Here is a 25968-nt window from a genome sequence, read left to right as displayed (position 1 = left end):
GATTAAAAACCGCTTTCTCGTACGACTTGCATGCCTAATCCACGCCGCCAGCGTTCATTCTGAGCCAGGATCGAACTCTCCGTTGTAGAAATATCCACAAGGACGCATACCGAAGCAGCGCCCTTATTGACGTTATCTAACCGTTCGGGTCGCATGGCGACCCTCGGGTCCGCATCATCTGGCGGGGCTCTTCACACGCCGTTTCTTTTCAAAGAGCGTATTTTCCCTATACGGAAATGGCTTTCCGAGTCCAGAATATATCCCTTTTGGGGACCCCTGTCAACCCCGTTTTCGGAGTTTTTTTCGGAAAATCAAACCCCCTGTATTCCAAGGGGTTCCGTCGCCGTCAATGGCGACTCGCACCTATATAATACATCCCTATCCCCCAGTCAACCCCTATCGTCGGAAAATTCAAATAATCTGGAAATTAATCGGAAATCCCCAACCGGAACGGGGAAAAAGCGCTGGCGTTCCCCTGCGGGGGGTAGTACGTTTTCCTCTGACGCGGGCGGCGCGGCGGCGCCGCCCGGGAGAGACACGCGCCCGGGGGGACCGGATGAACGCCCTGTTCGTCAATCGAGGGAAGCACTTCGTTCTGCACGTCGCCATCGTCGTGATCTTCGTCGCGCTCGGCGCCGGTGTGGCCGCGCTCAAGTGGTTCTCGCGCGACCTGCCGTCGATGGCGCGGCTCGAGATGATCGAGCCGGCGCTCAAGACGCGCATCCTCGCCGCGGACTCCACCGTCATCGCCGAGTTCTTCGAGCAGAACCGCATCTTCGTCCCCCTCGAGGAGATTCCGCCGATCGTCCAGCAAACCTTCATCGCCGTCGAGGACAAACGCTTCTACGACCACTTCGGGATCGACCTGGTCCGCCTCCTCTCGGTCGCCTGGCGCGACCTCGTTCACTGGTCCCGCGCCCAGGGGGCCAGCACGATCTCGCAGCAGCTCGCCCGCGATCTCTTCCTGACGAAAGAGCAGACCTTCCCGCGCAAGATCAAGGAAGCGCTCCTGGCGCTGCGCATCGAGCGCACCTATTCCAAGGACGAGATCCTCGAGATGTATCTCAACCAGATCTACTTCGGCGTCGGCGCCTACGGCATCGAGGCGACGGCACAGCGGGTCTTCGACCGGTCGGTAAACGAACTCGAGCTGCACCAGCTCGCCCTCCTCTCGGGCCTGCAACGAAATCCGGCCGGCTACGATCCCTTCCGGCACAAGCAGCGCGCCCTCCGGCGCCGCAACGTCGTCCTCGGTCTCATGGAGGAGGGCGGGATCATCAGCGCCGCCCAGCGCGACTCCCTGCGACTGAAACCCCTCGACACGGCGGAGGAACGCGAGCGGCAGAGGGATTTCGCCGCGTATTTCACCGAATACATCCGGCTCGAACTGCGCACCAAGTACGGCGGGCGCTCGATCCTCCGCGACGGGCTGACCGTCTACACCACGCTCGACGCCGACCTGCAGCGGGCCGCAGAGGACAGCCTCGAGTCCTTCATCGTCGAGCTCGAGAACCGCAACGGCTACGAGCTGACCCGCCGGGCCTACCTCGATTCCGTCGAGGCGGGGGTCGAGCTGCAGCCGGCCTACCTCCAGTCGGCGGCGATCGCCCTCGATCCCCGCACCGGCCACATCCTGGCGATGGTCGGGGGCCGGTCCTTCCACGAGAGCGAGTGGAACCGCGCCGTCCAGATGACCAAGCAGCCCGGCTCGGCATTCAAGACCTTCGTGTATATCGCCGCCCTCGAGAACGGCTACAGTCCTTCCGACATCCTGCTCGACACGCCGGTCGTCATAGAGATGCCGAACGGCGAGGTCTACAAGCCACGGAACTTCTCCAAGAAGTTCCACGGCGCCGTCACCCTCCGCCATGCGCTCAACAAGTCGATCAACGTGCCGGCGGTGAAGCTGCTGCAGAAGATCGGCGCGCCATCGGTGATCGACGTGGCACGCCGGATGGGGATCAAATCACGCCTCATGCCCTACCTCTCACTCGCCCTCGGCGCGCAGGAGCTCACGCTGCTCGAACTCACCTCGGCCTTCGGCGTCCTCGCCGCCGAGGGAGTCCGCGCCGAACCGATGGCGATCATCAAGATCGTCGACCGGCGCGGCAACGTCATCGAGGAGAACAGGGAGCGGCGCGAGGCGGTCATGAGCCCCGAGATCGCCTTTCTCGCCACCGACATGCTGCGGACCGTCGTCGACGACATGGAGGAGGGAACGGGGCGTTCGGCACGCTGGATGGGGCTCCGCATCCCCTGCGCGGGCAAGACGGGCACGACCGACGATTACGGCAACGGCTGGTTTATCGGTTACAGCCCCGATATCGCCGTGGGCGTCTGGACGGGGTTCGACCAGAAGCGGTTCATGGGCCGCAACCAGACGGGAGCGGTCGTCGCCCTCCCGATCTGGACCGACATCATGATCGCCGCCCACCCGGGAGGCATCGGCCCCGACTTCTTCGTCCCCGAGACGATCGTGGAAGCGGTTATCTGCGAGGAGACGGGGCTCCTGGCCACCCCGTACTGCAAGCGGGTCCGGCGGGAACGATTCATCGGGGGACACGAGCCGACCCGCGTCTGCGACCTCCACCGGGTGAGCCCGTACGACATGCTCGATCCCGACCGCGACTTCCGCGAACTCGACCGCGAGGCCTCGCGCGACCGGGAGATTCCTCCCATCGATCCCTGACCGGGCCGCCTCGTCCGCGAAGAACGGTTTCGAGGAGATTCCCCCCTACGCTCACATCACGCGGTACTGGTCCATGATCGCGACGCCGGCGCTCGTTCCGATGCGGTTCGCCCCCGCCTCGACGAGCTCGAGGGCGAAGGCGGCGGTGCGGATCCCCGCCGAGGCCTTCACTCCCACGTCCGGGCCGACGGCGCCTCGCATGAGGCGGATGTCCTCCACCGTCGCTCCCGGCGGGCCGAAACCCGTCGAGCTCTTCACGAAGGCGGCCCCCGCCTCGACGGCGAGCGCGCAGGCGCGCCGCTTCTCCTCGTCCTCAAGCAAGGCGGCCTCGATGATCACCTTGACGAGCGCCTCGTCGCCGCAGACGGCCACGACACCGGCGATATCCTTCCTGACGACGGTGTTTCGGCCGGCCTTCAGCTCGCCGACGTTCATGACCATGTCGATCTCGCGGGCGCCGTCGGCGACGGCCCGCTCGGCCTCGCACGCCTTCGCAGCGGAACTGGCCGCCCCGAGGGGAAAGCCCGCGATCGAGCAGACCGCGATCCGCGTGCCGGCGAGCTCGCGGGAGACGACCGGCACCCAGTGCGTGTTGACGCAGACCGAGAAGAAGTCGTGCTCTTTCGCCTCGTCGCAGATCCGCACGATGTCCCGCTCGACGGCTTCCGGCTTGAGCAGCGTGTGGTCGATCATCCGGTTGAGGGCGGTCTTCGTCACGTTCCGTCTCCCTTCATCAGCGGTTTCGCCATCCGATCTCGTCGAGAAAACTGTTTCCCGCGGCCGCCCGGAAGCCGAAATGGTCGGCGACGGTCGCCGCCAGGTCGGCGAAGGTGGCCCGGTCGCCGAGGCAACGCCCCGTCCGCTCCCCGGCGCGCGCTGCGAGCACGGGGACGTACTCGCGCGTGTGGTCGCTTCCGGGCGCCACCGGATCGCACCCGTGGTCCGCGGTCACGGCGAAGAGGGTCCCGGGCGGCAGCCGCCGCCTGAGATTGCCCAGCCAGGCGTCCGCCTCCTCGAGGGCGGCCGCGAAGCCCGCCGGGTCGCGCCGGTGCCCCCAGACCGTGTCGAAATCGATGAGATTGACGAAGAGAAACGACCAGTCCCCGTCGATTAGGCGGTCGGTAGCCGCCATCGTCTCCCGGTTGTCCGGCGCGGGAATGACGCGGTCGATCCCGCGTCCCGCGAAGAGGTCGTGGATCTTGCCGATCGTCACCGTTTTGAACCCGCGCGAGGAGAGCTCGTCGAGGATCGTCGATCGCGGGGGCGGCAAGGAGAAATCGCGGCGGCCCGCCGTGCGGCGGAATGCGCCCGGTTCGCCGTCGAAGGGCCGGGCGATGACGCGTGCGACGTTCCACGGAGCGACGAGGATCCGCCTCGCCTCCAGGCAGAGCTCGTAGAGGCGCTCAGGCGTCATGACGCGCTCGTGCGCGGCGAGCTGGAAGACGCTGTCGGCCGAGGTGTAGAGGATCGGCCTGCCCGTCTCGAGATGCCACCTGCCCAGTTCCTCGATGATCTCCGTGCCCGAGGCGGCGCGGTTCCCGATCACCTCGAGGCCGGTTTGATCGGCGAAGCGCCTGAGGACGCTCTCGGGGAAACCGTTTGGAAAGAGCGGAAAGGGCTCGTCGAGCGGACAGCCGGCGAGTTCCCAGTGTCCCGTCGCCGAGTCCTTGCCCGGCGATCGCTCTGCCATCCTGCCAAAGGAGGCGGCGGGGAATTCGGGCGGTTCGCTTCCCCCGAACGGCGCGACGAGCCCGAGCCCCATCTCCCCGAGGACGGGGAGACGCAACCCGCCGGCCGCCTCCGCGACGTGCGCGAGCGTGTGCGCGCCCCTGTCGCCGTAGTCGGCCGCGTCGGGCAGGGCGCCCGCGCCGACGCCGTCGAGGACGATTATCACGGCTTTGCGGTCCATGGATCAGGGATGCAGCCTGACGCCCTCCTGCATGCCGAGAAGGGTCTTGAAGCTGTCGACCTCGCCGCGCTGCAGGTAGACGCGCGCGACGCGCTTGGAGATGCCGCAGAGGATCTCGTAGTTGATCGTCCCGATGCGTTCGGCGAGTTCGTCGGCGCCGATCGTCTCCTCCCCCTGCCGGCCGAAGATCACGACCTCCTCGCCGGCGGCCGCGTCGGGGAATGCGGAGAGATCGACCATCGTCATGTCCATCGTGACCCGTCCGATAACCGGCACGCGCCTGCCCCGGAAGAGGACCGACCCGTTGTTGGAGAGGCGGTGCCCCAGCCCGTGGCCGTACCCGACCGGCACGATCCCCATCCGGAAGGGACGCTCGGAGACCCACGTGCGCCCGTAGGAGACGCTCGCCCCGGCGGGCATCTCCCTGACGAGGACGATCCGCGACTTGAAGCTCATCGTCGGAGCGACGTCGATCCGCCCGTCGAGGCCCGTCGAGGGAGCGAGGCCATAGACGACGAGTCCCGGCCGGACGAGATTGAAGTGGGAAGAGGGAAATTCCATGATCGCGCCGCTGTTCGCCGCGTGCACCCAGCGGAAACGGATGCCGCCTTGCGCGAGTTCGTCGACGAGTCCCGAGAAGGCGGCGATCTGGTTGCGCGTGAAGGGGACGTCGAGATCGGAGGCCGGGAAATGCGTGAAGATGCCGTCGAGATCGAGAGCGCCGAGAGCGGCGATCCGCCGGATCGTCCCGACGGCCTCCGTCATTCCCATGCCGGCCCGTCCCATCCCCGTATCGATCTCGACGTGGACCGCGCATCGGCGCCCCGCCGCCGCCGCGGTCCGCGAGGCCGCTTCGGCGAATTCGAGCGAGGACGCGTTGACCGCGAGGCCGTGCTCGAGCACCGCGTCGAGCTCCTCTGGAAGAACGGGGCTGAGGATCAGGATCGGCAGTTGGATGCCGGCCGAGCGGAGTTCCTTGCCCTCGTCGGCGGTGGCCACGCCGAGCATCTCGACACCCTCCCGCTCGGCGAAGCGCGCGACGCGGACGGCGCCGTGCCCGTAGGCGTCCGCCTTGACCACGAGAAGCGTGCCGACGCCGGGTTCGAGAAGGGAGCGCACCCGGTCGAGGTTCCATTTCATCGCGTCGAGGTTGACCTCGACCCATGCGGGAAACCGCCGCATCTCACTCCCCGTTTGTCTCCCCGGGATCCGCGCCCCGGTAGATGAAGCGGTCGAGCAGGCGAACGTATTCCGTCCAGCGCCCGTCCCCGCTGTTCTTCTCGATCGTCATGAGGGCGCCGCGGACCTGCGCGTCCATGTTGTCCACGTAGTTGAGCAGAAGCGCCTCGACCGTCATCGGCACGACGGGCGAACCGTTCTCGCGGGAACCGTGATGGCTGAGCACCATGTGCCTGAGGCGCAGGGCGAGTTCCTCGGGAAAGTCCGTCATCCCGCGGAGAAACTCGTCGAGGAAGGCGGCCCCCAGGGCGATGTGCCCGACGAGCCGGCCCTTGTCCGTGTAATCGATCCGGTTGGTCGCGAAGAGCTCCTCGAGCTTGCCGAGATCGTGCAGCAGGACGCCCGCCAGAAGCAGGTCGCGATCGGCCTCGGGGTAGACCTCGGCCGCGGCCAGGGCGAGCCGGGCCATGTCGTACACGTGCTCGGCGAGGCCGCCGACGTAGGAGTGGTGCCATCCCTTCGCCGCCGGGGCCTTCTCGAATCCCGCGCGGAATCCCTCGTCGCCGAAGATCGTCGTCAAGAGACCGCGGATGTGCGCGTTCTCCATGCGGCCGATCATGGCGAGCAGCTCGTCGTAAATACCCGCCGTGTCGCGCGTCGAGGAGGGCAGGAACTCCGCCGGATCGAAGGAACCGGGATCGAGCTTCTCCATGCGGGCGATCTTGAGCTGGAGCGCGCCCTGGTACTCGGTGATCTCGCCCCGCACGGCGACGACGTCGTTGGCGACGATCTCATGTTCGGCCTCGGGAGTCGGATCCCAGTACACGGCCTTCAGGACCCCGTCGCGGTTGTTGAGCTGGAAGAGGAGAAACGTGCCGTTGGTGAAATCCCGCTTCACCTTCTTCCCCACCACCATCGTCTGGTCGATCCGGTCGCCGACCTTCGGGAGAGCCGCCATCCTGCCTCCTTGCGATTGCCGTTCGTCCTACCCTACCGTCCGCTCCGCGGCACGGTCAAGGGGAATGAGCGCGCCGGCCGGGTAATTGCCCGGGCGGCCGTCGCCCGAAAAAAAAGGTGCGGCCCGCGAGGGGCCGCACCGTCGATTCGATGCGTTCGTTCCCGCGTCACACGGGCTTGACGATGACCTGGCCGGCATAGCGGAGGAAATCGATGGTGACCTTGCCGGCGATCTTGGTGGAGTCGCGGTAGCTCCGCGAGGGCAGATCGCCGCGGGCGCCGAAGGTGACGCCGCCGTCGAAGAAGAGGTGCTCGTTGACGAGCGCCTTCAGCATCAAATTCATCTGGTCGTTGTCCTCGTCGATGATGAACTTCACGTTTTCCAGATGGATGACGAAGGCCATCCTGGTCTCGCCCAGCCACTCGATCTCCTCGTGGGTGATCTTCGCGTTCTTGACGAGGAACTTGGAGTCGAAGATTTCCTTCAGCTTGAGCGTGTTGGGGGTAAGATCGGCGAGGTTGACTTCCTTGAAGTTCTCCTCGTCCGTCTGCCGCATGACCACGGGGAAGATGACCTCGTAGGGTTCGCCGACCGCGATGGTGTCGCTCCCGGCCGTCAGGAAATCCACCGCGAAGTAGTGCCGGGGCGTGAAACGCTTGACGACGCCCATCGTGTAGCGGCGACCGCCGACCTGCGCCAGCTTGCTCTCGAGTCCGTCACCCGCGAAGAACTCGATGATGTTTCCCTCCCGGGCGAGGGCGAGGTTCTTGTGGGCGGCGACGATATTCGGCGAGTCGAACCCGTACTTGAAGCCGGGGCTGAGCAGATCCTTGCCGGCGGCCTCGTGAAGGGTCGTCATGATGTAGGTCTCTTCGACATCGCCGCCACAGCCCGCGAACAGGGCGGTGAAGAGCGCCACGGTCAGGACGGTGGAAAAGAACTTGGACATGCGGAGGCTCCTTTGCGCAAAGGTTCTCTAATTGTCCGTTTTTTCAACCAGTAAGCGGTTACCCACCAGGCAAGCACACTGTTTTACCGTTGAAAATTAATACGATACCGGGGGGTTGTCAATACGATTTTTCCGTTCGCGGCGGCCGCGGCCACCGCCCCGCCCCCGGCCGGCAACGCGCCTCGCCGGTGGCGGTTGGCGGAGCGTGCGCGCCTATTTGCGGTCCGTTTTCAGGTCCTCCATCGAAACGCCGTAGGAACGGAAGATCGCGGCGACCCCCTCGTGTATCGCGATCTCGTCGCGGAGCGGCACGATCTGCAGCCGGCCGAACTCCGTCCCGCCATGCCCGTCGATCACGAGGTCGATCCGTCCGACGTACTGTCCCTGCCCCCCGGTGGCGAGCATGATGGTCTCTCCCTCGATCTCGCGTTTCTTGATCACCGGCTTGCCGTGTCCGATGACGACGATGTCGAATCCGGGCGTCACGGCGACGATGTCCCGCGCCCGGTCGAGCCCCGTGTGGCAGAGGAGAATGAGAAAATCGGCCTCACGGCGCATCGCCGGCAACAGCTCGTCGAGGGTCTCACGCACCGGCCGCACCTCGAAACCGGAGGTGTCGATGTAGCCGGGAAAGCGGATCGAATCGTCGAGCACGCCCGTGATGGCGACACGCAGTCCTCCCTCGAGCGTCCTGACCGTCCAGGGCGGCCCGAGGAGGGGCTCGCCGGTGGACGGATCAACGACGTTCGCCGCGACGAGATCGAATCCGACGCGGCCGCCGAGTTCGAGGAGGTAATCGACGCCGAAGATGAACTCGAGCTCGCCGGGAGTCATGACGTCGGTGCCCATCAGGTCGTACGATTCGAAGAGCAGCGCAGCCTCGTCCCTGGAGAATGCCAGATCGAGGCTGAACGCGTCGCCGGCGTCGACCACGAGCAGGTTGTCGACCGAATTCCGCACCTCTTCGATGTAGGTCGCGCGCCGCCCGAGTCCGCCCATGTCCTCCAGCGCGCAGCCGCACGAGCGGATCTTGCCGAGCAGGTCGCTTCCGAAGATGACGGAGAGCTCCGCGCCGCGCGTCTCCGTCTCCTTCCCGCCTCCCCCGTTCGAACAGGAACAAAGAGTCGGAAGCAGAAGGAGCATGGCCACCATCGCGGTCGCCCGACGCGTTGCATTTCCTCGTGAAGTCATCTCTCTCCTCTTTGTTCGCCGCCGCTTCAGCGCGGCGCGCGAGAGGGAATATACCACAAAAGGCGATGCGGGGCAACGAAGGCGGAACTTGACAGGCCGGCGTGCACTCCCCTTTATTTCGGATGTGGAACGCCGACGCCGGAAAGGAGCGCACATGGGAACGATCACGAGATACACGGCCATCGCACTCGCAATCGCATCGCTGCTGCTCGCCGGCTGCGCCGGCCTTCCCCCGGCGGAATCGCCGCCCCCGCCACCCGCACCCGAACCGGCCCCGTCGGCGCCCTCGGCCGTCTCGGTGATACTCGACGCCCGTCTGCTGGCAGGGAACGGCGACTACGCCGAAGCCGCCGGCATGCTCGACGAGCTTCTCGCCCGGGACGGCGGGAACGTCGAGGCCCGCCGGTTGCTCGCCGCGGTCTACGCGGCGGACGGCCGCAGGGCCGATGCCGCCGCCGAGTGGAAACGCGTCCTCGATCTCGATCCCGCCGACCCCGAAGCGGCCTACGAGGTCGGCGTCCAACTCGCCCGCGCCGGCGACTGGACGGCGCTCCGCTCGCGCATGCTGGAGACCGAACGACTCGGCGCCGCCGAGCCGCGCCACTACCTGCTCCTCGGCGAGGCGGAGGTGGAGCTGCGGAGCCGCCGCGAGGCCGAACGCCACCTCCTCATGGCGGGCGACCACGTCCGCGCCCGCTACCTGCTCGGCAGGCTCTACTACGATCAGGGACGCGCCGCGGACGCGAAGAAGGCCTTCCTCGACGTCGTCGGGCGCGACCCCTCCAACGCATCGGCCCATCTCCACCTCGGATGGCTCTTCTATCGCGAGGGGAGCAGGCGGAGCGCGATGCGCCACTACCGGAAGGCCGTCGAACTCGCCCCCGGCGACGCCCTCGCCCGACTCAGCCTCGCCGCGCTCCTCGAGGAGACCGATCGCCCGCGGGACGCGATCGAGCACTACCGCGCCGCCGTCCAACTCGACAACATCCCCCGCGAGGAGAAGAAGAAGGCCTACAACTCGCTCAGCCGGCTCCTCGTCGCCCATGCGACGACCGCCGAGGCGATCGCACTCGTCAATACGGGCCTCCGCGAGTTCCCCGACGCCGGCGGCCTGTGGTACGAGTGGGGCGAGGCCCTCGTCAGGGAGGGGCGCACCGGCGAGGCGCGCGAGAAGTTCCGCCGCGCCGCGGCGGACCCCGCATGGAAGGAACACGCCATCCGCCGGCTCAACCGGCTCCGGTGACAGACGGCGGAAGTCGCGGGCGAACGCGGTCGCCGCACCGCGGGGGAAGCGGTAACGCGGACCGGCGGCGACAATTGCTTGCGCCGGGCTCCCGGCCCGCGTATCCTCCCCTTCCGGAGGCGTCATGAAGAAAACCGGTTCCACCGCGCTCTTGAGAAGCGGCTGGACGGCGCTCGCGGCCGTGCTGCTCGCGGCGCTGCTCCTCGGCGTCAACTGGCGCTATTACCAGCTCACCCGCGCGGGGCTGTCTGCGGATTTCGGCGATCGTCTCCGCCTGCTCGCATCCCTCGCCTCGACCTCGGCCGGGGACGTTTCCGGCCCGCTCAACGACGCAGCATCGTTCCGGGCCGCGATACCGGAACGCACCGCCGGGGATCTCCGGCGGCTCGCGTCGGATTTCGGCCTGTCCGGGCTGACGATCGTCCGCGAGGACGGCGTCGTCCTCTTCTCCCTTCGTGAGGGCCTCATCCCCCCCGGCGAGATCTACCCGAACTGGGACATGGATTATCCGGCGATCATCGCCGCTCTCGAGGGAACGCCCGCCGCCTCGCGGATCTTCCGGGGCGCGGACGGCTCCTACCTCATGGCCGGTTACGCGCCCTTTCCGCCGGGGACCGGCGCGGCCGGCGCCGTGGCGGCGGTCGAGGCCGACGCCGCATTCCTCGCCCGGCTCGAGCGGCTCCGACGCCTGCTTCTGGCCGCCTCCGCCGCCTCCGTCGTCGGCGTGGCGCTCTTCCTCGCCTTCATCCTCCGGGCGACGAACTCGCTGCTCCAGGCCCGCGAATCGCTGTCGAGGTCGGAGACCCTCGCCTCGATGGGACGGATGGCCGCCGGCATCGCCCACGAGATCCGCAATCCGCTCTTCATCATCAGGAGCGCGGCGGAACGGCTGAAGAAGATTCGTCCGGCAGACGCGGGGGAGATCGACGAGTTCGTCATCGAGGAAGTCGACCGCCTCAACGGGATCCTCACCGACTATCTCCTCTTCGCCCGCGACGAACCGGGCCGGCGCCACCCGATGGACATCGCCGCGACCGTGCGGCGCTCGGTGCGTCTCGTCGAGGAATCCTTCGCCGCGGGCGGCGTGAGGATCGAGACGCCGTTCGACGGCGGCCGGGCCGCGCCCTTCGAGGGCGAGGAGAAGAAGCTCCAGCAATGTTTCCTCAACTGCATGCTGAACGCGCGGCAGGCGATGGAGGAGGGTGGAACGCTCGTCGTCGATCTCCGGGAGGAGGACGGCTGGTACGTCGTCTCCTTCGCCGACACCGGGCCGGGGATCCCCGAGCGGGACCGGCTCCGCGTCTTCGAGCCCTTCTACACCACCAGGCAAACCGGCAGCGGCCTCGGACTCTCGATCGTCCGGCGGGTGATCGAGGACCACGGGGGCGCGGTGCGCATCGGCGACCGGCCCGGCGGCGGAGCGGTCGTGACCTTCTCGCTGCCCCGGACAGACCCGACGGGAGATACGGATGAGCAGGATACTGATCGTTGACGACGAGGAGAAGATCGCCCGGCTGCTGACCGATGGCATCGCGGGCGAGGGGTACGACGTATCCTCCTGCCCGAGCGGAGAGGAGGCGGTCTCGCGCGTCGAGAAGGAGGAATTCGACGTCGTCGTCTGCGATCTGCGCCTCGGCGGAATCGACGGTCTCGAGGTGCTCCGTCGCGTCAAGCGGATCTCCCCCTCGACCGACGTGCTCATCATGACGGCATATGCGAGCGCGAAGACGGCGGTCGAGGCGATGAAGGAGGGAGCCTACGAGTATCTCGTCAAGCCCTTCGACATGGCCGAGGTCCTTCTCCTTTTGCGTCGCGTCGAGGAACGCCGGCGGCTGATCGCCGAGAACGCCGCGCTCAGGGGGCGGGTGGCCGCGGAGACGGCGGCCGATCGCCTCGTCGGCCCGTCGCCAGCCATCGCGCGCGTCCGCGAGCTGATCGCGATGGTGGCCCCCACCGGTTCTCCCGTCCTCGTCACGGGCGAGAGCGGCACGGGCAAGGAGCTGGTCGCCGCGGCGATCCACGAGCAGAGCCCCCGGGGGGACCGGCCGATGATCATCATCAACTGCGCCGCCGTTCCCGAGACGCTCCTCGAGGCGGAACTCTTCGGCTACGAGAAGGGCGCCTTCACCGGCGCGACACAGCGCAAGCCGGGGCATTTCCGGCTCGCCGACGGATCGACGCTCTTTCTCGACGAGATCGGCGACATGCCGCTCGCCCTCCAGGCGAAGCTCCTTCGCGCGATCGACAACGGGGAGATACTCCCCCTCGGCGGCTCGAAGCGCGTGCGCATCGACGTGAGGATCGTGGCGGCGACGAACCGGGATCTCTCGAAACGCGCGGCCGAGGGGACCTTCAGGGAGGATCTCTTCTACCGCCTGAACGTCTTCCCGATCCACGTGTCGCCGCTGCGCGAGCGCCGGGAGGACATCATCCCGATCGCGGAGGTCTTCCTCGCCGGGTGGAACCGCCCCCCCGACGCCCTGCCGCCCGAATCGCGGCGGGCGCTCGAACGCTACGACTGGCCGGGGAACGTGCGCGAGCTCAAGAACATCATCGAGCGGGCCGTCATTCTCGCAGGCGACGGTCCCGTGACGCCGGGACACATCGCGACGGCCCCGGGTGGCGGCGCCGGCCCCGACGAGGCGCTCCGCGCCCTCATCGGGAAGCGCACGCTCGGCGAGATCGAGGAGCGGATGATCCGTTTCGCCATCGAGGCGGCCGGCGGCAACAAGAGCCGCGCGGCCGAGATCCTCGGGATCACGCGACGGACGCTCTACAGCCGGCTCGAACGGATGGAGCCGCCGGACAGGGCATGAGCCCTGTACTGAGCGGGACGACACGGGTGTACCTGGAGGTACGGAACCGGCGCGAGGCCCGCGCCATGTACATACGTAACCTGTTGCATGAATGACCGTTATCTTTCCGGGTCGACCATGGCATGCACCTTGCGTGTATTGACAGCGGAACCGGAAAGGAGACCCCAGATGAAACATCGATCGATCATACCGACGACCGTCGCGCTGCTGCTGCTCTTCCTCGTTTTCCTTCCCGCGCCGTCGCGGGCGCAGGGTCAGGACGACGCCGATCGGCTCGACGAGGAGATCCAGCGCACCGACGAGATCATCGCCTTCGCCGCCGACGTCGTCGAGCAGGCCCGCAGCCAGAAGGGCCGCGTCAAGCTCGAGCAGGCCCGGCTCATGCAGGAGAACGCGAAGCGATCCCGCGAATCGAGAGCCCTTGCCTTCTCCTACAAGCTCACCGTCCGCGCCCGGAACGAGGCGCAGCAGGCGGCGAGCCTCGCCCGCCAGGACGCCCGGATCCAGGAACAGACGAACCGCATGGTCGAGGAGACGGGCGAGCGGCTCATGCGCGTGCGGGAGATGGCCGCCGAGCACCGGATCCGCGCCGAACGCCTGTCGAGGATGATCGACGAGGCGCGCGAGCTCGTGGAGAAGGCGCGTCTCAACCAGAGCCAGTACCGTTACCAGATCGCGAACCGCCTCGCCGAGAACGCCCGCCAGCGCACGATGCACGCCGAACAGGAGGTCCGGCGCCTGCGCGCGCTCGAGCAGCTTCTCGAACGCCGGATCGCCGCCATGGAGCGCCTCATGGAACGAGTGCGCGATCGCGCGGACTCGGGCGCCGACGAGACGGCCGGCCAACTCTACAAGCAGGCCCGGGACCAGTACGGGAACGCCGTCGCCCTCCGCGAGCAGGGCCGGTACCGCGCCGCCCGGCTCGCCGTCGAGGAATGCGAGAAGACGCTGCGCACCCTGATGCGCCGACGCGTGATGGAAGAGGACGCAGGCATGGCCATGCGTATCGAGGAGGCGCGCCGGCTCGCCGACCGCGCTGCCGAGATGACCGCCGGCGACGGGGCGGCCGCCGGCGAGGTCGAACAGGCGCGCCGGATGATCGAGCGCGCCGGCGAGGCGCTTGCCGCCGGGCGCGATGAGGAGGCGGCGAGGATCGTCGCCCGGGTGCGCGAGCGCCTGCGCGCGGTCGTCCGCGAGGAGAACGGGACCGGCGGCGCCGACGAGGAGATCGGGCGCGCCGAAAATCTCATGGCCTCGGTGCGCGAGATCGCCGCCGGCTGCGACGCCCCGGGAGTGGAAACGATGATGCGGCGCGCCGAAGACCATCTCGACGCGGCGCGAGCGCGCCTCGCCGAAGGCCGGGAAAAGAACGCGGCAGCCGAGGCGCGGATCGCGGCCAACATGTTCATCCGCGTAAGGGAGCTATGCGAAGCGCGACTCTGATCGCGGTGGCCCTCGCCGCGGCGGCCCTCGCCGGCTGCGCCGGCGGACCGCGGCCGCCGATCGAAGGGGAACGGGAGACAACGGCCGCGCCCGACACGACGGGCGCGGCCGTCTACGATGAATTCTACGTCGAACTCGCCGGCGGGATCCTCTCGCGCCTCGCGCGCCTCGAGGCCCGCCTGCCCGGCGACGTCCGGCTCGTCGAGGCGCGGACGATGCTGCGCGTCGCCGAGGAGCTCTACCTCGGCGGCGACGCGCTTTCCGCCGTCGAATACCTGCAACGGATCGAAGAACTGCTGAGAGACGTGCCGTGAGATATACCGGTCACACGGCGGCCGTCGCCATCGCGGCGCTGCTTTTCATCGCTCCCGCCTCGCGCCTGCACGCGGCGTCGCTGCGAACGAGCGTCTTCACGGGGTTCGACTCCTTCATCGACCGATACACCATCCTCGACGTCGACACGCTCGAGACGATACACGAGTTCCGCGCCGGCTTTCTCGCGGGCGTCACGATCGGCCGGGCCGACACGCGCGCGACGCTGCGCAACCGCTTCTCCTGGGGAAACCAGACGCTCGACGAGACGCTCGACGGCGACCTCGCCTTCCGCGCCGGGGAAAACACGTGGATCGAGCTGCGCGGGTCGATGCATCTCAAGGCCTTCCGCGAGGAAAGCGACTACACGTTCGGGAACGACTACGTCCAGTCGAACGGCCGGCTCAGGATCAAGCGACGCCTGGCGCCCGACCTCTCCGCCGCGTGGAAGACCCGGGTCGAGCTGGTCGACTACGACCGCCGGACCGATTTCGATTACGACTACCGCTACGTCGACACGGGGCTCGAGATCGAGGGCGGCTCCTATTTCGAGAAGTACCTGCGAGCCTCGGCATCGATCGGCGCGCGCGAGGCGCCCGACACCACCGCTCTCTCCTACCGGCGCCTCGTGGGCGACGTCGAGGGGCAACTGGCCGCGGGAGAGACCGCCGTGCACCTCTTCGCCCACGCCGACCGCCGCGATTACGACGACGGCGCGCGCAGCGATTACTGGCTCGTCGATTCCTTCGCGGAGGTCAGACTCGCCGACGGGGCGGCGGCGTGGTCCTTCAGGGTCGAATCGGAGCTCGTCTCCTACGACCGGCCGGACGCGACTTTCTTCGACACGCACTTCCTCCGCGGCGGCTTCCGCCTCCGAACCCCGCTCGCCGGCGGCGCGGCCAACGCGTACGCCGAACCGCGATACGGCATGATGCGCTGCCCGGATTACGCCGAGGAGCGTTACGGCGAGGGCTCGATCGTCCTCGGCATCGACGTCGCCCGGGGCGCGGACCTCTGGTTCTCCGCCTCCTGGGAACCGGGCTACCGCGGCTACGGGGAATCGGGGAACACGCTCTACTCCGACTTCTCCTTCAACCGCCTCTCCCTGATGGGGGGCGCCGGACTCGGCGCCGGCATCGATCTCTCCCTCTTCGTCTCCCACGACCCCGAGCGGCACTCGCGCCGCGAGGACGATTTCTCGATCACGCTCGTCTCGCTCGAGATCTCCCGTTCCTTCTGACCGCCGGATCGTCCACGACGCCGCGCAACCGACATTCCGACAACTGGTTGCGTATCGGTGAAAAATCGGATTGACAGGTGCCGGGCGGCGCGCATACATTCCTGCCCGGGCCTTTTCGCAAGGAGTGTGGTCATGGCCAGAAGACCGTACGTCGATCCCGACCTGTGCACGGGATGCGAGCTCTGTGTGGAGACGTGCCCCGACGTCTTCGAGATGAACGACGAAGACATCGCGGTGGTCTACGATCCCAAGGGCGCCGACGAGGAGGAGATCCAGGAGGCCATCGACAACTGCCCCGTCGAGGCGATCGACTGGAAGAGCTGACCGGTCCGAGACGATTCGGATGCACGACGGGCCCGGCGGATTCGCCGGGCCCGTCTTTTCGTGCGGACTGTCCGTGACCGCCTAGAGGATCTTTCGGATCTCCTCGGTGAGCAGCGGCACGACATCGAAGAGGTCGCCCACGATACCGTAATGGGCCTTCTCGAAGATCGGGGCGCTCGCGTCCTTGTTGATCGCCACGATCGTCTTCGACGTGCGCATGCCGGCGAGGTGCTGGATCGCACCGGAGATCCCGCATGCGATGTAGAGCTTCGGGTTGACGACCTTGCCGGTCTGCCCCACCTGGAGGGGCTGCGGGGCGTATCCCGCGTCGACCGCCGCGCGCGAGGCGCCGACGGCCCCGCCGAGCAGGTCGGCGAGCTTCTCGAGGATCCGGAAATTCTCCGGATCCTTCATCGCGCGTCCACCGGAGACGATCACGTCCGCCTCGGTGACGTCCGGCCGCCCGCCGGCGAGCGGCACGATCGCGGTGGCGATCGCTCGGATCGCCTCGCGGGTCACGCCGGGCTCGCGCGCGACGATCTCGCCGGGCGTTCCAGTTGCTTCGGCGGGAGGGATGTTGTTCGGCCTGATCGTGAGATAGACGGGATGTCCGCCCGTCCGGACGAGTTCGACGAGGAGCTTGCCCGCGTAGACGGGACGCCTCGCCACGCAGAGGCCGTCCTCGAAACGCACCTCGACGCAGTCGCCGAAGACGACGCCGTCGGTGCGGGCCGCGGCGCGCGGCGCGAGATCGCGCCCCATCGCCGTCGCCCCGAGCAGGACGTGCCCGTACCCGCCCTCGGCCACGAGGCCGGCGAGGACCGTCGCGTATCCCTCGGTGGAATATCCGGCGAGCGCCTCGTTCTCGCAGACGTGGACGCGCCGGAGGCCGTAGAGGCCGAGACTCTCGGCCGCCGCGGCCGCGCCCTTCCCCACGAGGAGCGCGTCGACGGCCCCACCGAGGCCGTCGGCGATCGTCCGTCCCGCCGCGATCAGCTCCAGGGCGACCCTCTTGAGTTCGCCGTTTCTCATTTCTCCGAATATCAATACGTCGTTCGCCATTGTCGGCTTCCTCCGTCCTGTGCTAGATCGCCTTCGCTTCCTCGCGCAGGAGCCGCACCAGTTCGGCGACGGCGTCCTTCATCTCCTCCGCCTCGATCATCCGGCAGTCCCCGCCCTTCGGCTGGGTGAGCCACTTGCGGATCGCGCTCCGCGGCTCGCCCGGCGGCGCGTCGAACCCGAGATCAGCGAGCGTGAGCGTCTTCACGGGTTTCCTTTTCGCCTTCATGATCCCCGGGAGCGAGGCGTAGCGGGGCTCGTTGAGCCCCTTGTCGCAGGAGACGATCGCCGGGAGCGAAGTTTCGATTTTCTCGTCGCCCCCCTCGATCCTCCGCATGATCGTCGCGCTCGACCGGTCCTCGGAGATGTCGAAGGTCGAGGCCACGTTCACCTGCGGTATGTCGAGAAGCTCGGCGAGGATCGACTGTACCTGACCCATGTCGTCGTCGATCGCCTGCTTGCCGCAGAAGATGACGTCGAATCCCTCGTCGGCGATCGCCCTGGCGAGAACCGCCGAGCGGATGAAGGGATCGCCGCCGCCGTCGAGGGCGGGATCGCAGATGTGCACGGCGTCGTCGGCGCCCATCGCGAGGGCGGTACGGATCTGCTCGGTCGCCGCGGCGGGGCCCATGCAGACCACCGTCACCGTCCCCTCGCCGAGCTTCTCGCGAAGAAGGAGGCCTTCCTCGACGGCGTACTCGTCGTAGGGATTGATGACGAACTTGATCCCCTCCTCGTTGATCCCCGTCCCGCTCTGGTTGATCAGGATGCGGGCCTCGGTGTCGGGCACCCGTTTCAGCAGGGTGATGATCTTCAACGCGTCCTCCTTTCGCCCGGCCGCGGCGTGGCCTTCACTCCGCGGGGTACAGGCGGTCGTACTCCTCGAGCACGTTTCGCGATATGACCAGCCGCTGTATCTCGCTGGTCCCTTCGTATATCTCGAGCACGCGGGCGTCGCGGAAGAGCCGCTCGACGAGGAACTCCCTCGTGTAGCCCACGCCCCCGTGTATCTGCACCGCGTCGTAGACGATCCTGTTCGCGGCGGTCGAGGCGAAGAGCTTGGCCATCGACGCCTCCTTGCCGACCGGCTCGCCGGCGTCGCGCAGCGACGCCGCCCGGTAGACGAGCAGGCGCGCCGCGTCGAGGCTCGTCGCCATGTCGGCGATCTTCCAGCGGGTCGCCTGGAAGTCGGCGATCCGCGTGTTGAACTGCCGTCGCTCGCGGGCGAACAAAACCGCCTCGTCGAGGGCCGCCTGCGCGATCCCCAGGGACTGCGCGGCGATCCCGATGCGTCCCCCGTCGAGCAGCGCGAGGGCGATCTGTATCCCCTCGCCGACCTCGCCGAGTACGTTCGTCGCGGGCACGCGGCAGTCCTCGAAGACGAGCTCGACGGTCGTCGAGGCCCGGAGCCCCATCTTGTCCTCCTTCTTGCCCACCGCGAAGCCCTCGAAGGAGGGCTCGACGACGAAGGCCGTCATCCCGCGCGTGCGGTGCGCCGGATCGGTGCGCGCGAAGACGATGACCGCCCCCGCCTTGTCGCCCGTGGAGATGAAGATCTTCGTGCCGTTGAGGACGTACTCGTCGCCGCGACGCTCGGCGCTCGTCCGCACGGCGGCCACGTCGCTTCCCGCGTCGGGCTCGGTGAGCGCGTATGCGCCGAGGATCTCTCCCGAGGCGAGAGGCGGCAAATAGCGCCCGCGGAGTTCCTCGCTCCCGTACTTCAGGATCGCCGCGTTGGTCAGCGAGTTGTGAACCGAGAGGGTCACGGCGGTCGACGCGCAGACGCGGCTGATCTCCTCGAGGACGAGGACGAGGCTCGTGGCGCCGAATCCCACGCCGCCGTACTCCTCGGGAAGGGTCATGCCGAGGAATCCGAGTTCGCCGAGCTTCGCGTAGATCCCGTCGGGAAAGGTCGCCGACTCGTTCGCCTCGGCGGCGACGGGGGCGAGATCCTTCCTGGCGAATTCCCTCGCCGTGCTCTGGATCATCCTCTCTTCCTCGGTCAGCGTGAAGATCATCGTCCCACCTTTCGGGAATTTCGCGCCCTGCATCCCGTTCGTCCTTCCCCCGTTCCGTCGCGGGGAGAGGTAACGATACAGCACGGGCGGGTCGATTGTCAATATTCGCCGTTGAACGGGGCGCCGTCATGCCGTATATACAGGAGACCGTCATTCGCGAGAGGAGCGGGAATGCAGGGACGAGAGAAGAAGAAGACCACGGGCCGGAAGAAGAATCCATGCGACGAGTGCATCCCGGCGAAATGCTGCATGTACCTGTCGATCGAGATCGACGAGCCCGAGGACAAGGGCGACTGGGACGATCTGCTCTGGATGATCGCCCACCGCGACATCGAGATCTACATGGACGAAGACCGGTGGTACATGATGGCCCGGAATCCCTGCCGGTTCTACACCCCCGACCGCGGGTGCCTGATCTACCCGAAGCGGCCCCGGATCTGCCGGGGGCACACGCACCAGGACTGCGAGTTCGAGAACGACTACGACTTCGAGCTGCATTTCCACGACTACGAGGAGCTCGAGCGCTACATCCGGCGCAACGTCGAATAGAGATCGGGCGGGGTCCGCGGCGCGGACCCCGCCCGATTTCCGCATGTTCTCCCCCGCTCCCTCACCTGAGCAGCACCATCTTCCTCGTCGCCTTCACGCCGGCTGCGGCGAAACGGGCGAAGTAGACGCCGCTCGCCACCTGCGAGCCGCGGTTGTCCGAGCCGTCCCAGATCGCCTCGTGGCGGCCGCCGGGCACGACGCCGCTCACGAGCGTGCGGACGAGCCGGCCCCGCACGTCGTAGACGGCGAGAAGGACGTTGTGACGGTCGGCCTCGCCTCCCGGCACGGTGAAGGAGACGGTCGTCGTCGGGTTGAAGGGGTTCGGGTGGTTCGGGTAGAGACGCGCCCTGGCCACCGGCACCTCGATCGCGTCGGTCTCGACGAAGAGACGATCGTCGTCGGTCGCGACGAGGCGGTAGCTGTAGGTGACCCCTTCCTCGACCCCCCGGTCGGTCCATGCGATGTGTCCTCCCTCGTCGGGACGCAGGTCGGCGGCGTAGAGCTCGAACGCGCTCCCGTCCGCCGCGCGGTGGATGTCCCAGGAAACCGGCCCGGCGGCGACGACCCAGTCGATTTCGACGAGGCCGCCGGAGAGACGCCACGCGAAGGCGAGTTCACCTGCCGCCGTCGGCCCCTCGTACCCCGTCCACCCCGTGTTCTGCACGTTCCCGTGGAAGCCGTTCCAGGCGACCGCGCCGTAACGGTAAGGCGCATCGAGATCCCAGACGTAGACGTTCTGGTCCCAGCTGGTCGCGATCAGCTCGAAATCGCCGTCGAGATCGAGATCGCGGACCATCGGTGTCGTGCGGCAATAGGCGTTCACCTGGATCGGGAAGCCCGAGAGGTGCTCGCCGGCGACGTTCCACGCGTTGATGTAGCCCTCCTCGGAGGGCAGGACGATGTCGAGGCCGCCATCGCCGTCGAGGTCGGCGATCGTCGGCGAGGCCTCGGTGGCTCCGCTCTCGGCGTAGGGCTGCGGCCAGTTCGTGAGCGCCTGGCCGTTGTACCGGAAGACGTAGCAGTTGTTGTCCCGCGAGGGGATGACGACCTCGAGATACCCGTCGCCGGTGAGGTCGGCGAGGGCCGGCGAACCGACGTAGTAATGGTTGTTGTACACCCACTTCGGCCAGCCCGCCATCCACGTGCCGTCATGGTTGAGTCCGTAGACCTTGCTGTTGCTCGAGGAGACCACGATCTCGATGTCGCCGTCGTCGTCGATGTCGCCGACGGCGGGGCTCGCCGAGATCGTCGCCCAGAGATCCTCGATGGCCTTCGGCCAGCCGGGCACGGAGGAGCCGTCGCCGTTGCGGACCTGGATCGAGTCGACGGTCGTGCTGCTGCTCGAACCGCAGACGATCAGCTCGACGACGCCGTCGTTGTCGACATCGGCGAGCGCCGGCGTCGAGTAATGCCCGATCTCGGGATTGTTCATGACGAGAAAGACCCCGTCGGTTCCGGCGTTGTCGTCCCCATCGATCAGCTCCGTTCCGTCGTGGTGCCAGACGTAGACCTTGCCGAAGGCGTCGTAAGCGACGATCTCGTTGTCGCCGTCGTCGTCGAGATCCCCGACGACGGGGGCCGCCCAGCAGAAACTGCTCGTCAGCTTCGGCCAGCCGGGCATCGTGCTCCCGTCGGCCCTGAAGACGAAGAGTTCGCGCGTATCCCAGGCCGCGGCGACAATCTCGTTCCCCGGCTCGCCGTCGAGCTGGGCGAGGGCGACCGAGGCGGTGAAACCCGATCCCTCGGTGTTGAAGATCCCCCAGGTGACCGGCTGCGAGTCGCCGTCGCGGACCTCGATCCCGTCGGCGTGCCAGGCATGGACGTAGTTCGAGCCGACGACGATCTCGGGGTGGCTGTCGCCGTCGATGTCGGCGATCTTCACGCTGCTCGATGATTCCTTGTCCATCTTGTTCGGCCAGCCGGCGAGCTGCGGCGGACTGGTCGTGGCGGTGACCTCGCCGCCAGGATCGCCGAGATTGCCGCATGAATCGACCGCCGCCACCACGTAGTAGTAGCGCGTGCTCGGCAGGAGGCCGTAGTCGCGGAACATGCCGTGCATCACGGGGTCCCTGCTCCCGGCCGTGTAGGGACCGCCGGAACTCAGGGAACGGTAGACCATGAAGCGCAGCTTCTCCGTCGACGTCGGCGCGTGCCAGCTGGCATGCATCTCGGTGGGGCCGTAGCTCGAGTTGAGGATGAGGCCCGTCGGGATCCCCGGCCGCCGCAGCTCGATCCTCCGGCTGTACGTGCGCCCGAGATCGTCGGCGAAATCGACGGTCATGTAGTTCACGGAGCCCGTCGTCGTCTCGGTCAGAATGAACCCGTCGCCGTAGCCGACGTCGAGCGTCGCAAGGTCGGCGTAGGCGGAAACGCTGTCGGTGATGATGACCTCGGCGTCGGAGCTCCGAAGCACGCCCTCGAGCCCCATCGTCGAGCCGGTCCCGAAGTTCTTGACGCCGATCGAGACAAGCACGTTCTCGCCGGGCTCCTGGACATCGTTGCCGTTCCCGATTGGCGGTTCGTCGCTCACGAGGTTCAGGTACAGCTCGAGCTCGGGGGCGCGCACCTCGAGGGCGAAGGTCTCCGACCACATGCCGCCCGTCGAATCGCGGACCTCGAGCGTGAAATCGACCACGTGCTCGTCCGCCGTCGACACGTCGACGGCGACGACGAAGCCGTCGTACGCGTACGCCGGCTCACCCGCGGGGATGTCCGGGTAGAGGGCCGTCGAGTCGAGGACCGACACGGCGGCGTCGCCCGAGCGGAGGATCGCGTAGAGTTTCTCCCCGGCCGTTCCCCCGGTGTTCTCGAGCTCGACCCAGATGTCGGCCGTCTCGCCGGCGTCGAGCGCGCCGTCGTCGTTCCCGGTCGCGCCGTCGCTGATCGTCCGCGCCTTGATCCGGATGTAGGCCGCCGTCCCGCCAACCACGGGAATCGTCGCCGCGTAGCGTCGGTGGTTGCGTCCGGTCACCACGAGCTGCGCCTCGCCGCCCTCCTTGACGAGGAAATCGTCGAAGGTGACCGAACCGCCCGGCCCCGTCTCGCCGTACACGTAGTCGTCGCCCTCCTTGAGGAGGCAGACGAGGGCGCCCTCGACGGGCGACCCGCCGCTCGACACACCGATCGTGACGCCGTTCGGCCCGAAGTCGAGGCTCGCCGGGGCGGTGACGTCGAAATCGTACGCGGCGCCCTGGAACATCGACGCCTCGGGATCGCCGAGCAGGTTGTAGATGAAATGCGTCCACCGGTCGGCCGTCTCGCCGACCGCGCTCGGCGTGAAGGGCTCGCGCGATTTCGTGAAGACCTCGCCGAGCCGGACGACATCGTTGGCCAGAAAGAGATTGTAGTAGTTGTCCATGTAGGGGCGCGAGGCGCTGGGGAAGGCCGAGCGGCTCGACCCCGTGACGGCGAAAGCGCCCCCGCCGGTGTTCAGGAGGAAATACTCGGCGAGGCAGTCCGTGTCGAACGCGCAGTTCGTGCAGTTCATCAGGTACATCGAGAAGAGCGCATCGCCGTTCGTCACGTTCTTCGCGTCGAAGTTGAGGATGCTCCCGTTGCCGACGGACATGTTGTACTTGCCCCCGTGCCCCGCGTGCATCACGTGGTTGGCGCCGATGCTGAGGGTGTCGAGGGTGTTGTCCACCGTCAGCTGCGTGGAGCCCGGGTAGAGGGTGTACGTCTCGTAGAGGCGCCGGGTGTCCGTCTCGGGGTCGCCATCGAGGTAGGCGGTATAGATCCCCTGGAGGATCTCGGCGCCGTCGGTGACGATCGTCCCGCCAGGCTCGTAGTCGGGCGGGAAGATCACCTCGCCGAGGAGGACGAAGCGACGCTTCGATCCGACGTCGACGGGGGTCGCGTAGTCGATCGTCTTGCCGACCATGAGCTCGGCCTCGTCGAGGGTCGAGGCGGGCAGACGGCCGATGTACACCTCGGCGTAGAGATCGGCCTCGTCCCCCGGCTCCGAGGCGTCGTGGTAGGCCTCGGCCCAGAGGGAATCGCCGTCGTCGTTCCATGTGCCGTCGAGACACGCGTAGTACATGTCCGTCGGGATGTGTTCGCCCGTGTAGAAGGAGACGTAGCCGAACCGCGCGGGGATGATGTCGCTGTCGCCGCCGAGCAGCACCCAGTCGACTCCCCACTTGGCGTATGCTTCCTGGATGAAGAAGCGGATCGATTCCCCGAGATCCGTCCCGCTGCGGAAGTTCTGTCGGATCCACTCGGTCGTCCTGACGACCGCGGGCACGCCCTTCTCGGTCTTCCAGTCGGCGAGCTCCTGGAAGGCGGGGGCCATCTCCTCGCTCGTGATGATCAGGTAGCTGACCCCGCTCCCCTCCATGCTCGGCAGGTAGCTCGGGAGGAATCCCCGCGTGCCGTCGTCGACGACGGCGTCGTCGAAGACGTACCCGGCGGCCTCGCCGGGATTGACGACGAGCGATTCGATCTCCCGCCGGGCATCCTCGCGGAAGCCGTCGACGTGCCGCCGCCGCTCGAGCCGGTCGGTGTCCGGCGACGCCGGCTCCGTCTCGACGACGAGCGTGACGTCGTGATCGAGGACGAGCCGCCCCGTCTCCGTCGCGAGCCGGAAGGGGTAGACGGCGAAGTTCGCCACCCGGAAGCCCCGCCGGTACCCCGTGCCGAGATGGCGGATCCGCCAGCGGGGGAAGACGCCGTCCTCGGAGACGACCTCTCGCCCGGAGGCCGCGAGCCCCCTCGCCGTGCCGTCCTCGAGAAGGTCTCCGTGGAATTCGGCGGCGGGGAAGGCGTCGTCCAGCACGATAGTGGCGTTCACCTCGACGCGGCAGGAACGCACCGCTTCGCCCTGGGGAAGGAGAACGCTCACCACCCGGTAGGGAAGGGCCGGGAACCCGAGCCAGTTCGTCGTATGGCAGCCCGCCGATTCGATGACCACGCCACCCGGCGCGTCGTAAAACCGCAACGCCGCGGTGTCGATGACGAGGCCGCTCCGTAGCTCGCCGGCGGCGGACGGGCCCGCGAAAACGATCGAGAGGAACAAAATGATCGCCAACGAGGATATGATCCGACCCATGCAGATCCTCCTTGATACGGTCTGTCGTTATTCAGCAGAACAGCGAACTATCAGTCGGTAGCTTTTCGGTCGTGCGGAGCGTCTCCTTGATGCAGCGCGATTCCAACTGCTTCGCCGAAGAGAGAGGAGCGATTCGAAGCCTTCTTGTAGCGTAATTCTACTACACTGATAACTCTTTGTCAAGGTTGCCGTTAATATTCCACAGCGGCGCACGGCATACCGGACGGAACAGGTCTATTCCTGACGTCCCGTGGCGTCCCTCTTGCCTTCCCCGGGAAGGCAGGCGCCCGTTTGCCCGGCAGTGCGGCCATGGACGGCGCCAACCCGTTTCGGCGAAGACGGTTTCGTCGCCGCGGGGGTGAAAAAGATCGTGCACGCTCTCGACACGGGCGGCGACATCGACCCGGGGATGCCGGTCTGTTCGAACGCCAGGTGGCTGTCGAACCGCCCGGCGCTCCCCGCGCGAACCCGCTGACGCCTGATCGCCGGGGGCACGGTCATGCCGCGGTGAAGGAGAGTTCCCCATCCTTCCAGTCGGCGGTGACGGTATCCCCTTCGTGTATCTTCTCCTCGATCAGCAGGCGGGCGAGGGGGTCGAGCACGAGCGACTGCAGCAGCCGCTTGAGCGGACGGGCGCCGAAGGCGGGATCGTATCCGCGCTCGGCGATCTCCGCGAGGGCCCGCGGGGTGAGCTGCAGCACGAGCCGCTGCTCGGCGAGACGCTCGTTGATCTTCGCCACCTGGAAATCGACGATCCTCGCGGTTTCCTCGCGCGTGAGGAAGTCGAAGGTGACGATCCCGTCGACACGGTTGAGGAATTCCGGCCGGAAGAACTCGCGCAGGGCCCCGGTCATCAGCTCCGAGAGCTCCTTTTCGCCCAGCCGCTCCCGCTCCTGGAGAAACCGGCTGCCCAGGTTGCTCGTCATGATGACGATCGTGTTCTTGAAGTCCACCACGTGCCCGCGCGAGTCGGTGAGCCGCCCGTCGTCGAGCAGCTGGAGCAGGACGTTGAAGACGTCCGGGTGCGCCTTCTCGATCTCGT

The 25968-nt window shown here is 67.3% G+C and carries 20 protein-coding genes and 1 rRNA gene; 9 read left to right on the top strand and 12 right to left on the bottom strand.

Going from position 1 to position 25968, the window contains the following annotated elements:
- A 16S ribosomal RNA gene (locus JW876_11265) occupies nucleotides 1–86 on the bottom strand; the annotation flags it as partial.
- A 470-nt stretch (nucleotides 87–556) separates the two neighbouring features.
- On the opposite strand from JW876_11265, the gene JW876_11260 reads away from it, so the two are divergent.
- The gene (locus JW876_11260; protein ID MBN1886083.1) at nucleotides 557–2689 is read left to right on the top strand and encodes a PBP1A family penicillin-binding protein; all 2133 of its coding nucleotides are present in this window, start codon (nucleotides 557–559) and stop codon (nucleotides 2687–2689) included.
- Nucleotides 2690–2740: 51 nt separating this feature from the next.
- On the opposite strand, the gene deoC is transcribed toward JW876_11260, so the two are convergent.
- The 6 genes from deoC to JW876_11230 all read right to left on the bottom strand — a co-directional run bounded on the left by deoC (nucleotide 2741) and on the right by JW876_11230 (nucleotide 8875).
- Nucleotides 2741–3406, bottom strand: coding sequence for a deoxyribose-phosphate aldolase (gene deoC, locus JW876_11255; GenBank protein ID MBN1886082.1), 666 nt, complete (start codon nucleotides 3404–3406; stop codon nucleotides 2741–2743).
- Nucleotides 3407–3422: 16 nt separating this feature from the next.
- Nucleotides 3423–4598: a phosphopentomutase gene (locus JW876_11250; GenBank protein ID MBN1886081.1), complete on the bottom strand. Its 1176-nt coding sequence runs from the start codon at nucleotides 4596–4598 to the stop codon at nucleotides 3423–3425.
- A gap of 3 nt (nucleotides 4599–4601) precedes the next feature.
- Entirely contained in the window at nucleotides 4602–5780 is a 1179-nt protein-coding gene (gene alr, locus JW876_11245) for an alanine racemase (protein ID MBN1886080.1), read from the bottom strand.
- 1 nt (nucleotide 5781) lies between these two features.
- Nucleotides 5782–6735 (bottom strand): CRISPR-associated endonuclease Cas3'', encoded by a 954-nt coding sequence (locus JW876_11240; protein MBN1886079.1) that lies wholly within the window; start codon nucleotides 6733–6735, stop codon nucleotides 5782–5784.
- Between the two features lie 166 nt (nucleotides 6736–6901).
- Nucleotides 6902–7684: a hypothetical protein gene (locus tag JW876_11235; protein MBN1886078.1), complete on the bottom strand. Its 783-nt coding sequence runs from the start codon at nucleotides 7682–7684 to the stop codon at nucleotides 6902–6904.
- A 213-nt stretch (nucleotides 7685–7897) separates the two neighbouring features.
- Nucleotides 7898–8875: a hypothetical protein gene (locus JW876_11230; GenBank protein MBN1886077.1), complete on the bottom strand. Its 978-nt coding sequence runs from the start codon at nucleotides 8873–8875 to the stop codon at nucleotides 7898–7900.
- Nucleotides 8876–9029: 154 nt separating this feature from the next.
- On the opposite strand from JW876_11230, the gene JW876_11225 reads away from it, so the two are divergent.
- The 7 genes from JW876_11225 (at nucleotide 9030) to JW876_11195 (ending at nucleotide 16253) form a co-directional block, all read left to right on the top strand.
- On the top strand, nucleotides 9030–10118 hold the full coding sequence (locus JW876_11225; GenBank protein MBN1886076.1) for a tetratricopeptide repeat protein: 1089 nt from the start codon (nucleotides 9030–9032) through the stop codon (nucleotides 10116–10118).
- 124 nt (nucleotides 10119–10242) lie between these two features.
- Nucleotides 10243–11610, top strand: coding sequence for a hypothetical protein (locus JW876_11220; protein ID MBN1886075.1), 1368 nt, complete (start codon nucleotides 10243–10245; stop codon nucleotides 11608–11610).
- Nucleotides 11588–12934: a sigma-54-dependent Fis family transcriptional regulator gene (locus JW876_11215; protein ID MBN1886074.1), complete on the top strand. Its 1347-nt coding sequence runs from the start codon at nucleotides 11588–11590 to the stop codon at nucleotides 12932–12934. The genes JW876_11220 and JW876_11215 overlap by 23 nt, the downstream gene beginning before the upstream one ends.
- Nucleotides 12935–13102: 168 nt before the next feature.
- On the top strand, nucleotides 13103–14377 hold the full coding sequence (locus JW876_11210) for a hypothetical protein (GenBank protein ID MBN1886073.1): 1275 nt from the start codon (nucleotides 13103–13105) through the stop codon (nucleotides 14375–14377).
- Entirely contained in the window at nucleotides 14359–14691 is a 333-nt protein-coding gene (locus tag JW876_11205) for a hypothetical protein (GenBank protein ID MBN1886072.1), read from the top strand. The genes JW876_11210 and JW876_11205 overlap by 19 nt, the downstream gene beginning before the upstream one ends.
- Nucleotides 14688–15929, top strand: coding sequence for a hypothetical protein (locus tag JW876_11200; GenBank protein ID MBN1886071.1), 1242 nt, complete (start codon nucleotides 14688–14690; stop codon nucleotides 15927–15929). Before JW876_11205 ends, JW876_11200 begins: the two co-directional genes overlap by 4 nt.
- A gap of 132 nt (nucleotides 15930–16061) precedes the next feature.
- Nucleotides 16062–16253 (top strand): ferredoxin, encoded by a 192-nt coding sequence (locus tag JW876_11195; protein ID MBN1886070.1) that lies wholly within the window; start codon nucleotides 16062–16064, stop codon nucleotides 16251–16253.
- 81 nt (nucleotides 16254–16334) lie between these two features.
- Here JW876_11195 and JW876_11190 read toward each other — a convergent pair whose 3' ends face one another.
- The 3 genes from JW876_11190 to JW876_11180 are packed head-to-tail and all read right to left on the bottom strand — an operon-like array spanning nucleotide 16335 to nucleotide 19330.
- Nucleotides 16335–17315, bottom strand: coding sequence for an electron transfer flavoprotein subunit alpha/FixB family protein (locus JW876_11190; protein ID MBN1886069.1), 981 nt, complete (start codon nucleotides 17313–17315; stop codon nucleotides 16335–16337).
- A 22-nt stretch (nucleotides 17316–17337) separates the two neighbouring features.
- Nucleotides 17338–18129, bottom strand: coding sequence for an electron transfer flavoprotein subunit beta/FixA family protein (locus JW876_11185; GenBank protein ID MBN1886068.1), 792 nt, complete (start codon nucleotides 18127–18129; stop codon nucleotides 17338–17340).
- A gap of 34 nt (nucleotides 18130–18163) precedes the next feature.
- The gene (locus tag JW876_11180) at nucleotides 18164–19330 is read right to left on the bottom strand and encodes an acyl-CoA dehydrogenase (GenBank protein ID MBN1886067.1); all 1167 of its coding nucleotides are present in this window, start codon (nucleotides 19328–19330) and stop codon (nucleotides 18164–18166) included.
- 171 nt (nucleotides 19331–19501) lie between these two features.
- Between JW876_11180 and JW876_11175 the strand changes: the two genes are divergently transcribed.
- Nucleotides 19502–19879: a YkgJ family cysteine cluster protein gene (locus JW876_11175; protein ID MBN1886066.1), complete on the top strand. Its 378-nt coding sequence runs from the start codon at nucleotides 19502–19504 to the stop codon at nucleotides 19877–19879.
- A 61-nt stretch (nucleotides 19880–19940) separates the two neighbouring features.
- Here JW876_11175 and JW876_11170 read toward each other — a convergent pair whose 3' ends face one another.
- Together JW876_11170 and JW876_11165 are read right to left on the bottom strand one after the other, a co-directional pair.
- Nucleotides 19941–24926, bottom strand: a complete 4986-nt coding sequence (locus JW876_11170) for a VCBS repeat-containing protein (GenBank protein MBN1886065.1) — start codon at nucleotides 24924–24926, stop codon at nucleotides 19941–19943.
- Between the two features lie 497 nt (nucleotides 24927–25423).
- Nucleotides 25424–25968, bottom strand: a 545-nt coding sequence (locus JW876_11165) for an AAA family ATPase (protein ID MBN1886064.1), incomplete at its 5' end; no start/stop codon positions are given.

Source organism: Candidatus Krumholzibacteriota bacterium (genome assembly GCA_016931295.1).
Classification (GTDB): Bacteria; Krumholzibacteriota; Krumholzibacteriia; order Krumholzibacteriales; family Krumholzibacteriaceae; genus JAFGEZ01.
This window is presented reverse-complemented; position numbering and strand designations above follow the sequence as displayed.

Excerpts from the sequence above, each read along its gene's own strand:
- JW876_11260 (MBN1886083.1), top strand. The coding sequence starts at position 557 with ATGAACGCCCTGTTCGTCAATCGAGGGAAGCACTTCGTTCTGCACGTC.
- JW876_11250 (MBN1886081.1), bottom strand. The coding sequence starts at position 4,598 with ATGGACCGCAAAGCCGTGATAATCGTCCTCGACGGCGTCGGCGCGGGC.
- alr (MBN1886080.1), bottom strand. The coding sequence starts at position 5,780 with ATGCGGCGGTTTCCCGCATGGGTCGAGGTCAACCTCGACGCGATGAAA.
- JW876_11240 (MBN1886079.1), bottom strand. The coding sequence starts at position 6,735 with ATGGCGGCTCTCCCGAAGGTCGGCGACCGGATCGACCAGACGATGGTG.
- JW876_11235 (MBN1886078.1), bottom strand. The coding sequence starts at position 7,684 with ATGTCCAAGTTCTTTTCCACCGTCCTGACCGTGGCGCTCTTCACCGCC.
- JW876_11230 (MBN1886077.1), bottom strand. The coding sequence starts at position 8,875 with ATGACTTCACGAGGAAATGCAACGCGTCGGGCGACCGCGATGGTGGCC.
- JW876_11225 (MBN1886076.1), top strand. The coding sequence starts at position 9,030 with ATGGGAACGATCACGAGATACACGGCCATCGCACTCGCAATCGCATCG.
- JW876_11220 (MBN1886075.1), top strand. The coding sequence starts at position 10,243 with ATGAAGAAAACCGGTTCCACCGCGCTCTTGAGAAGCGGCTGGACGGCG.
- JW876_11215 (MBN1886074.1), top strand. The coding sequence starts at position 11,588 with ATGAGCAGGATACTGATCGTTGACGACGAGGAGAAGATCGCCCGGCTG.
- JW876_11210 (MBN1886073.1), top strand. The coding sequence starts at position 13,103 with ATGAAACATCGATCGATCATACCGACGACCGTCGCGCTGCTGCTGCTC.
- JW876_11205 (MBN1886072.1), top strand. The coding sequence starts at position 14,359 with ATGCGAAGCGCGACTCTGATCGCGGTGGCCCTCGCCGCGGCGGCCCTC.
- JW876_11195 (MBN1886070.1), top strand. The coding sequence starts at position 16,062 with ATGGCCAGAAGACCGTACGTCGATCCCGACCTGTGCACGGGATGCGAG.
- JW876_11190 (MBN1886069.1), bottom strand. The coding sequence starts at position 17,315 with ATGGCGAACGACGTATTGATATTCGGAGAAATGAGAAACGGCGAACTC.
- JW876_11180 (MBN1886067.1), bottom strand. The coding sequence starts at position 19,330 with ATGATCTTCACGCTGACCGAGGAAGAGAGGATGATCCAGAGCACGGCG.
- JW876_11175 (MBN1886066.1), top strand. The coding sequence starts at position 19,502 with ATGCAGGGACGAGAGAAGAAGAAGACCACGGGCCGGAAGAAGAATCCA.
- JW876_11170 (MBN1886065.1), bottom strand. The coding sequence starts at position 24,926 with ATGGGTCGGATCATATCCTCGTTGGCGATCATTTTGTTCCTCTCGATC.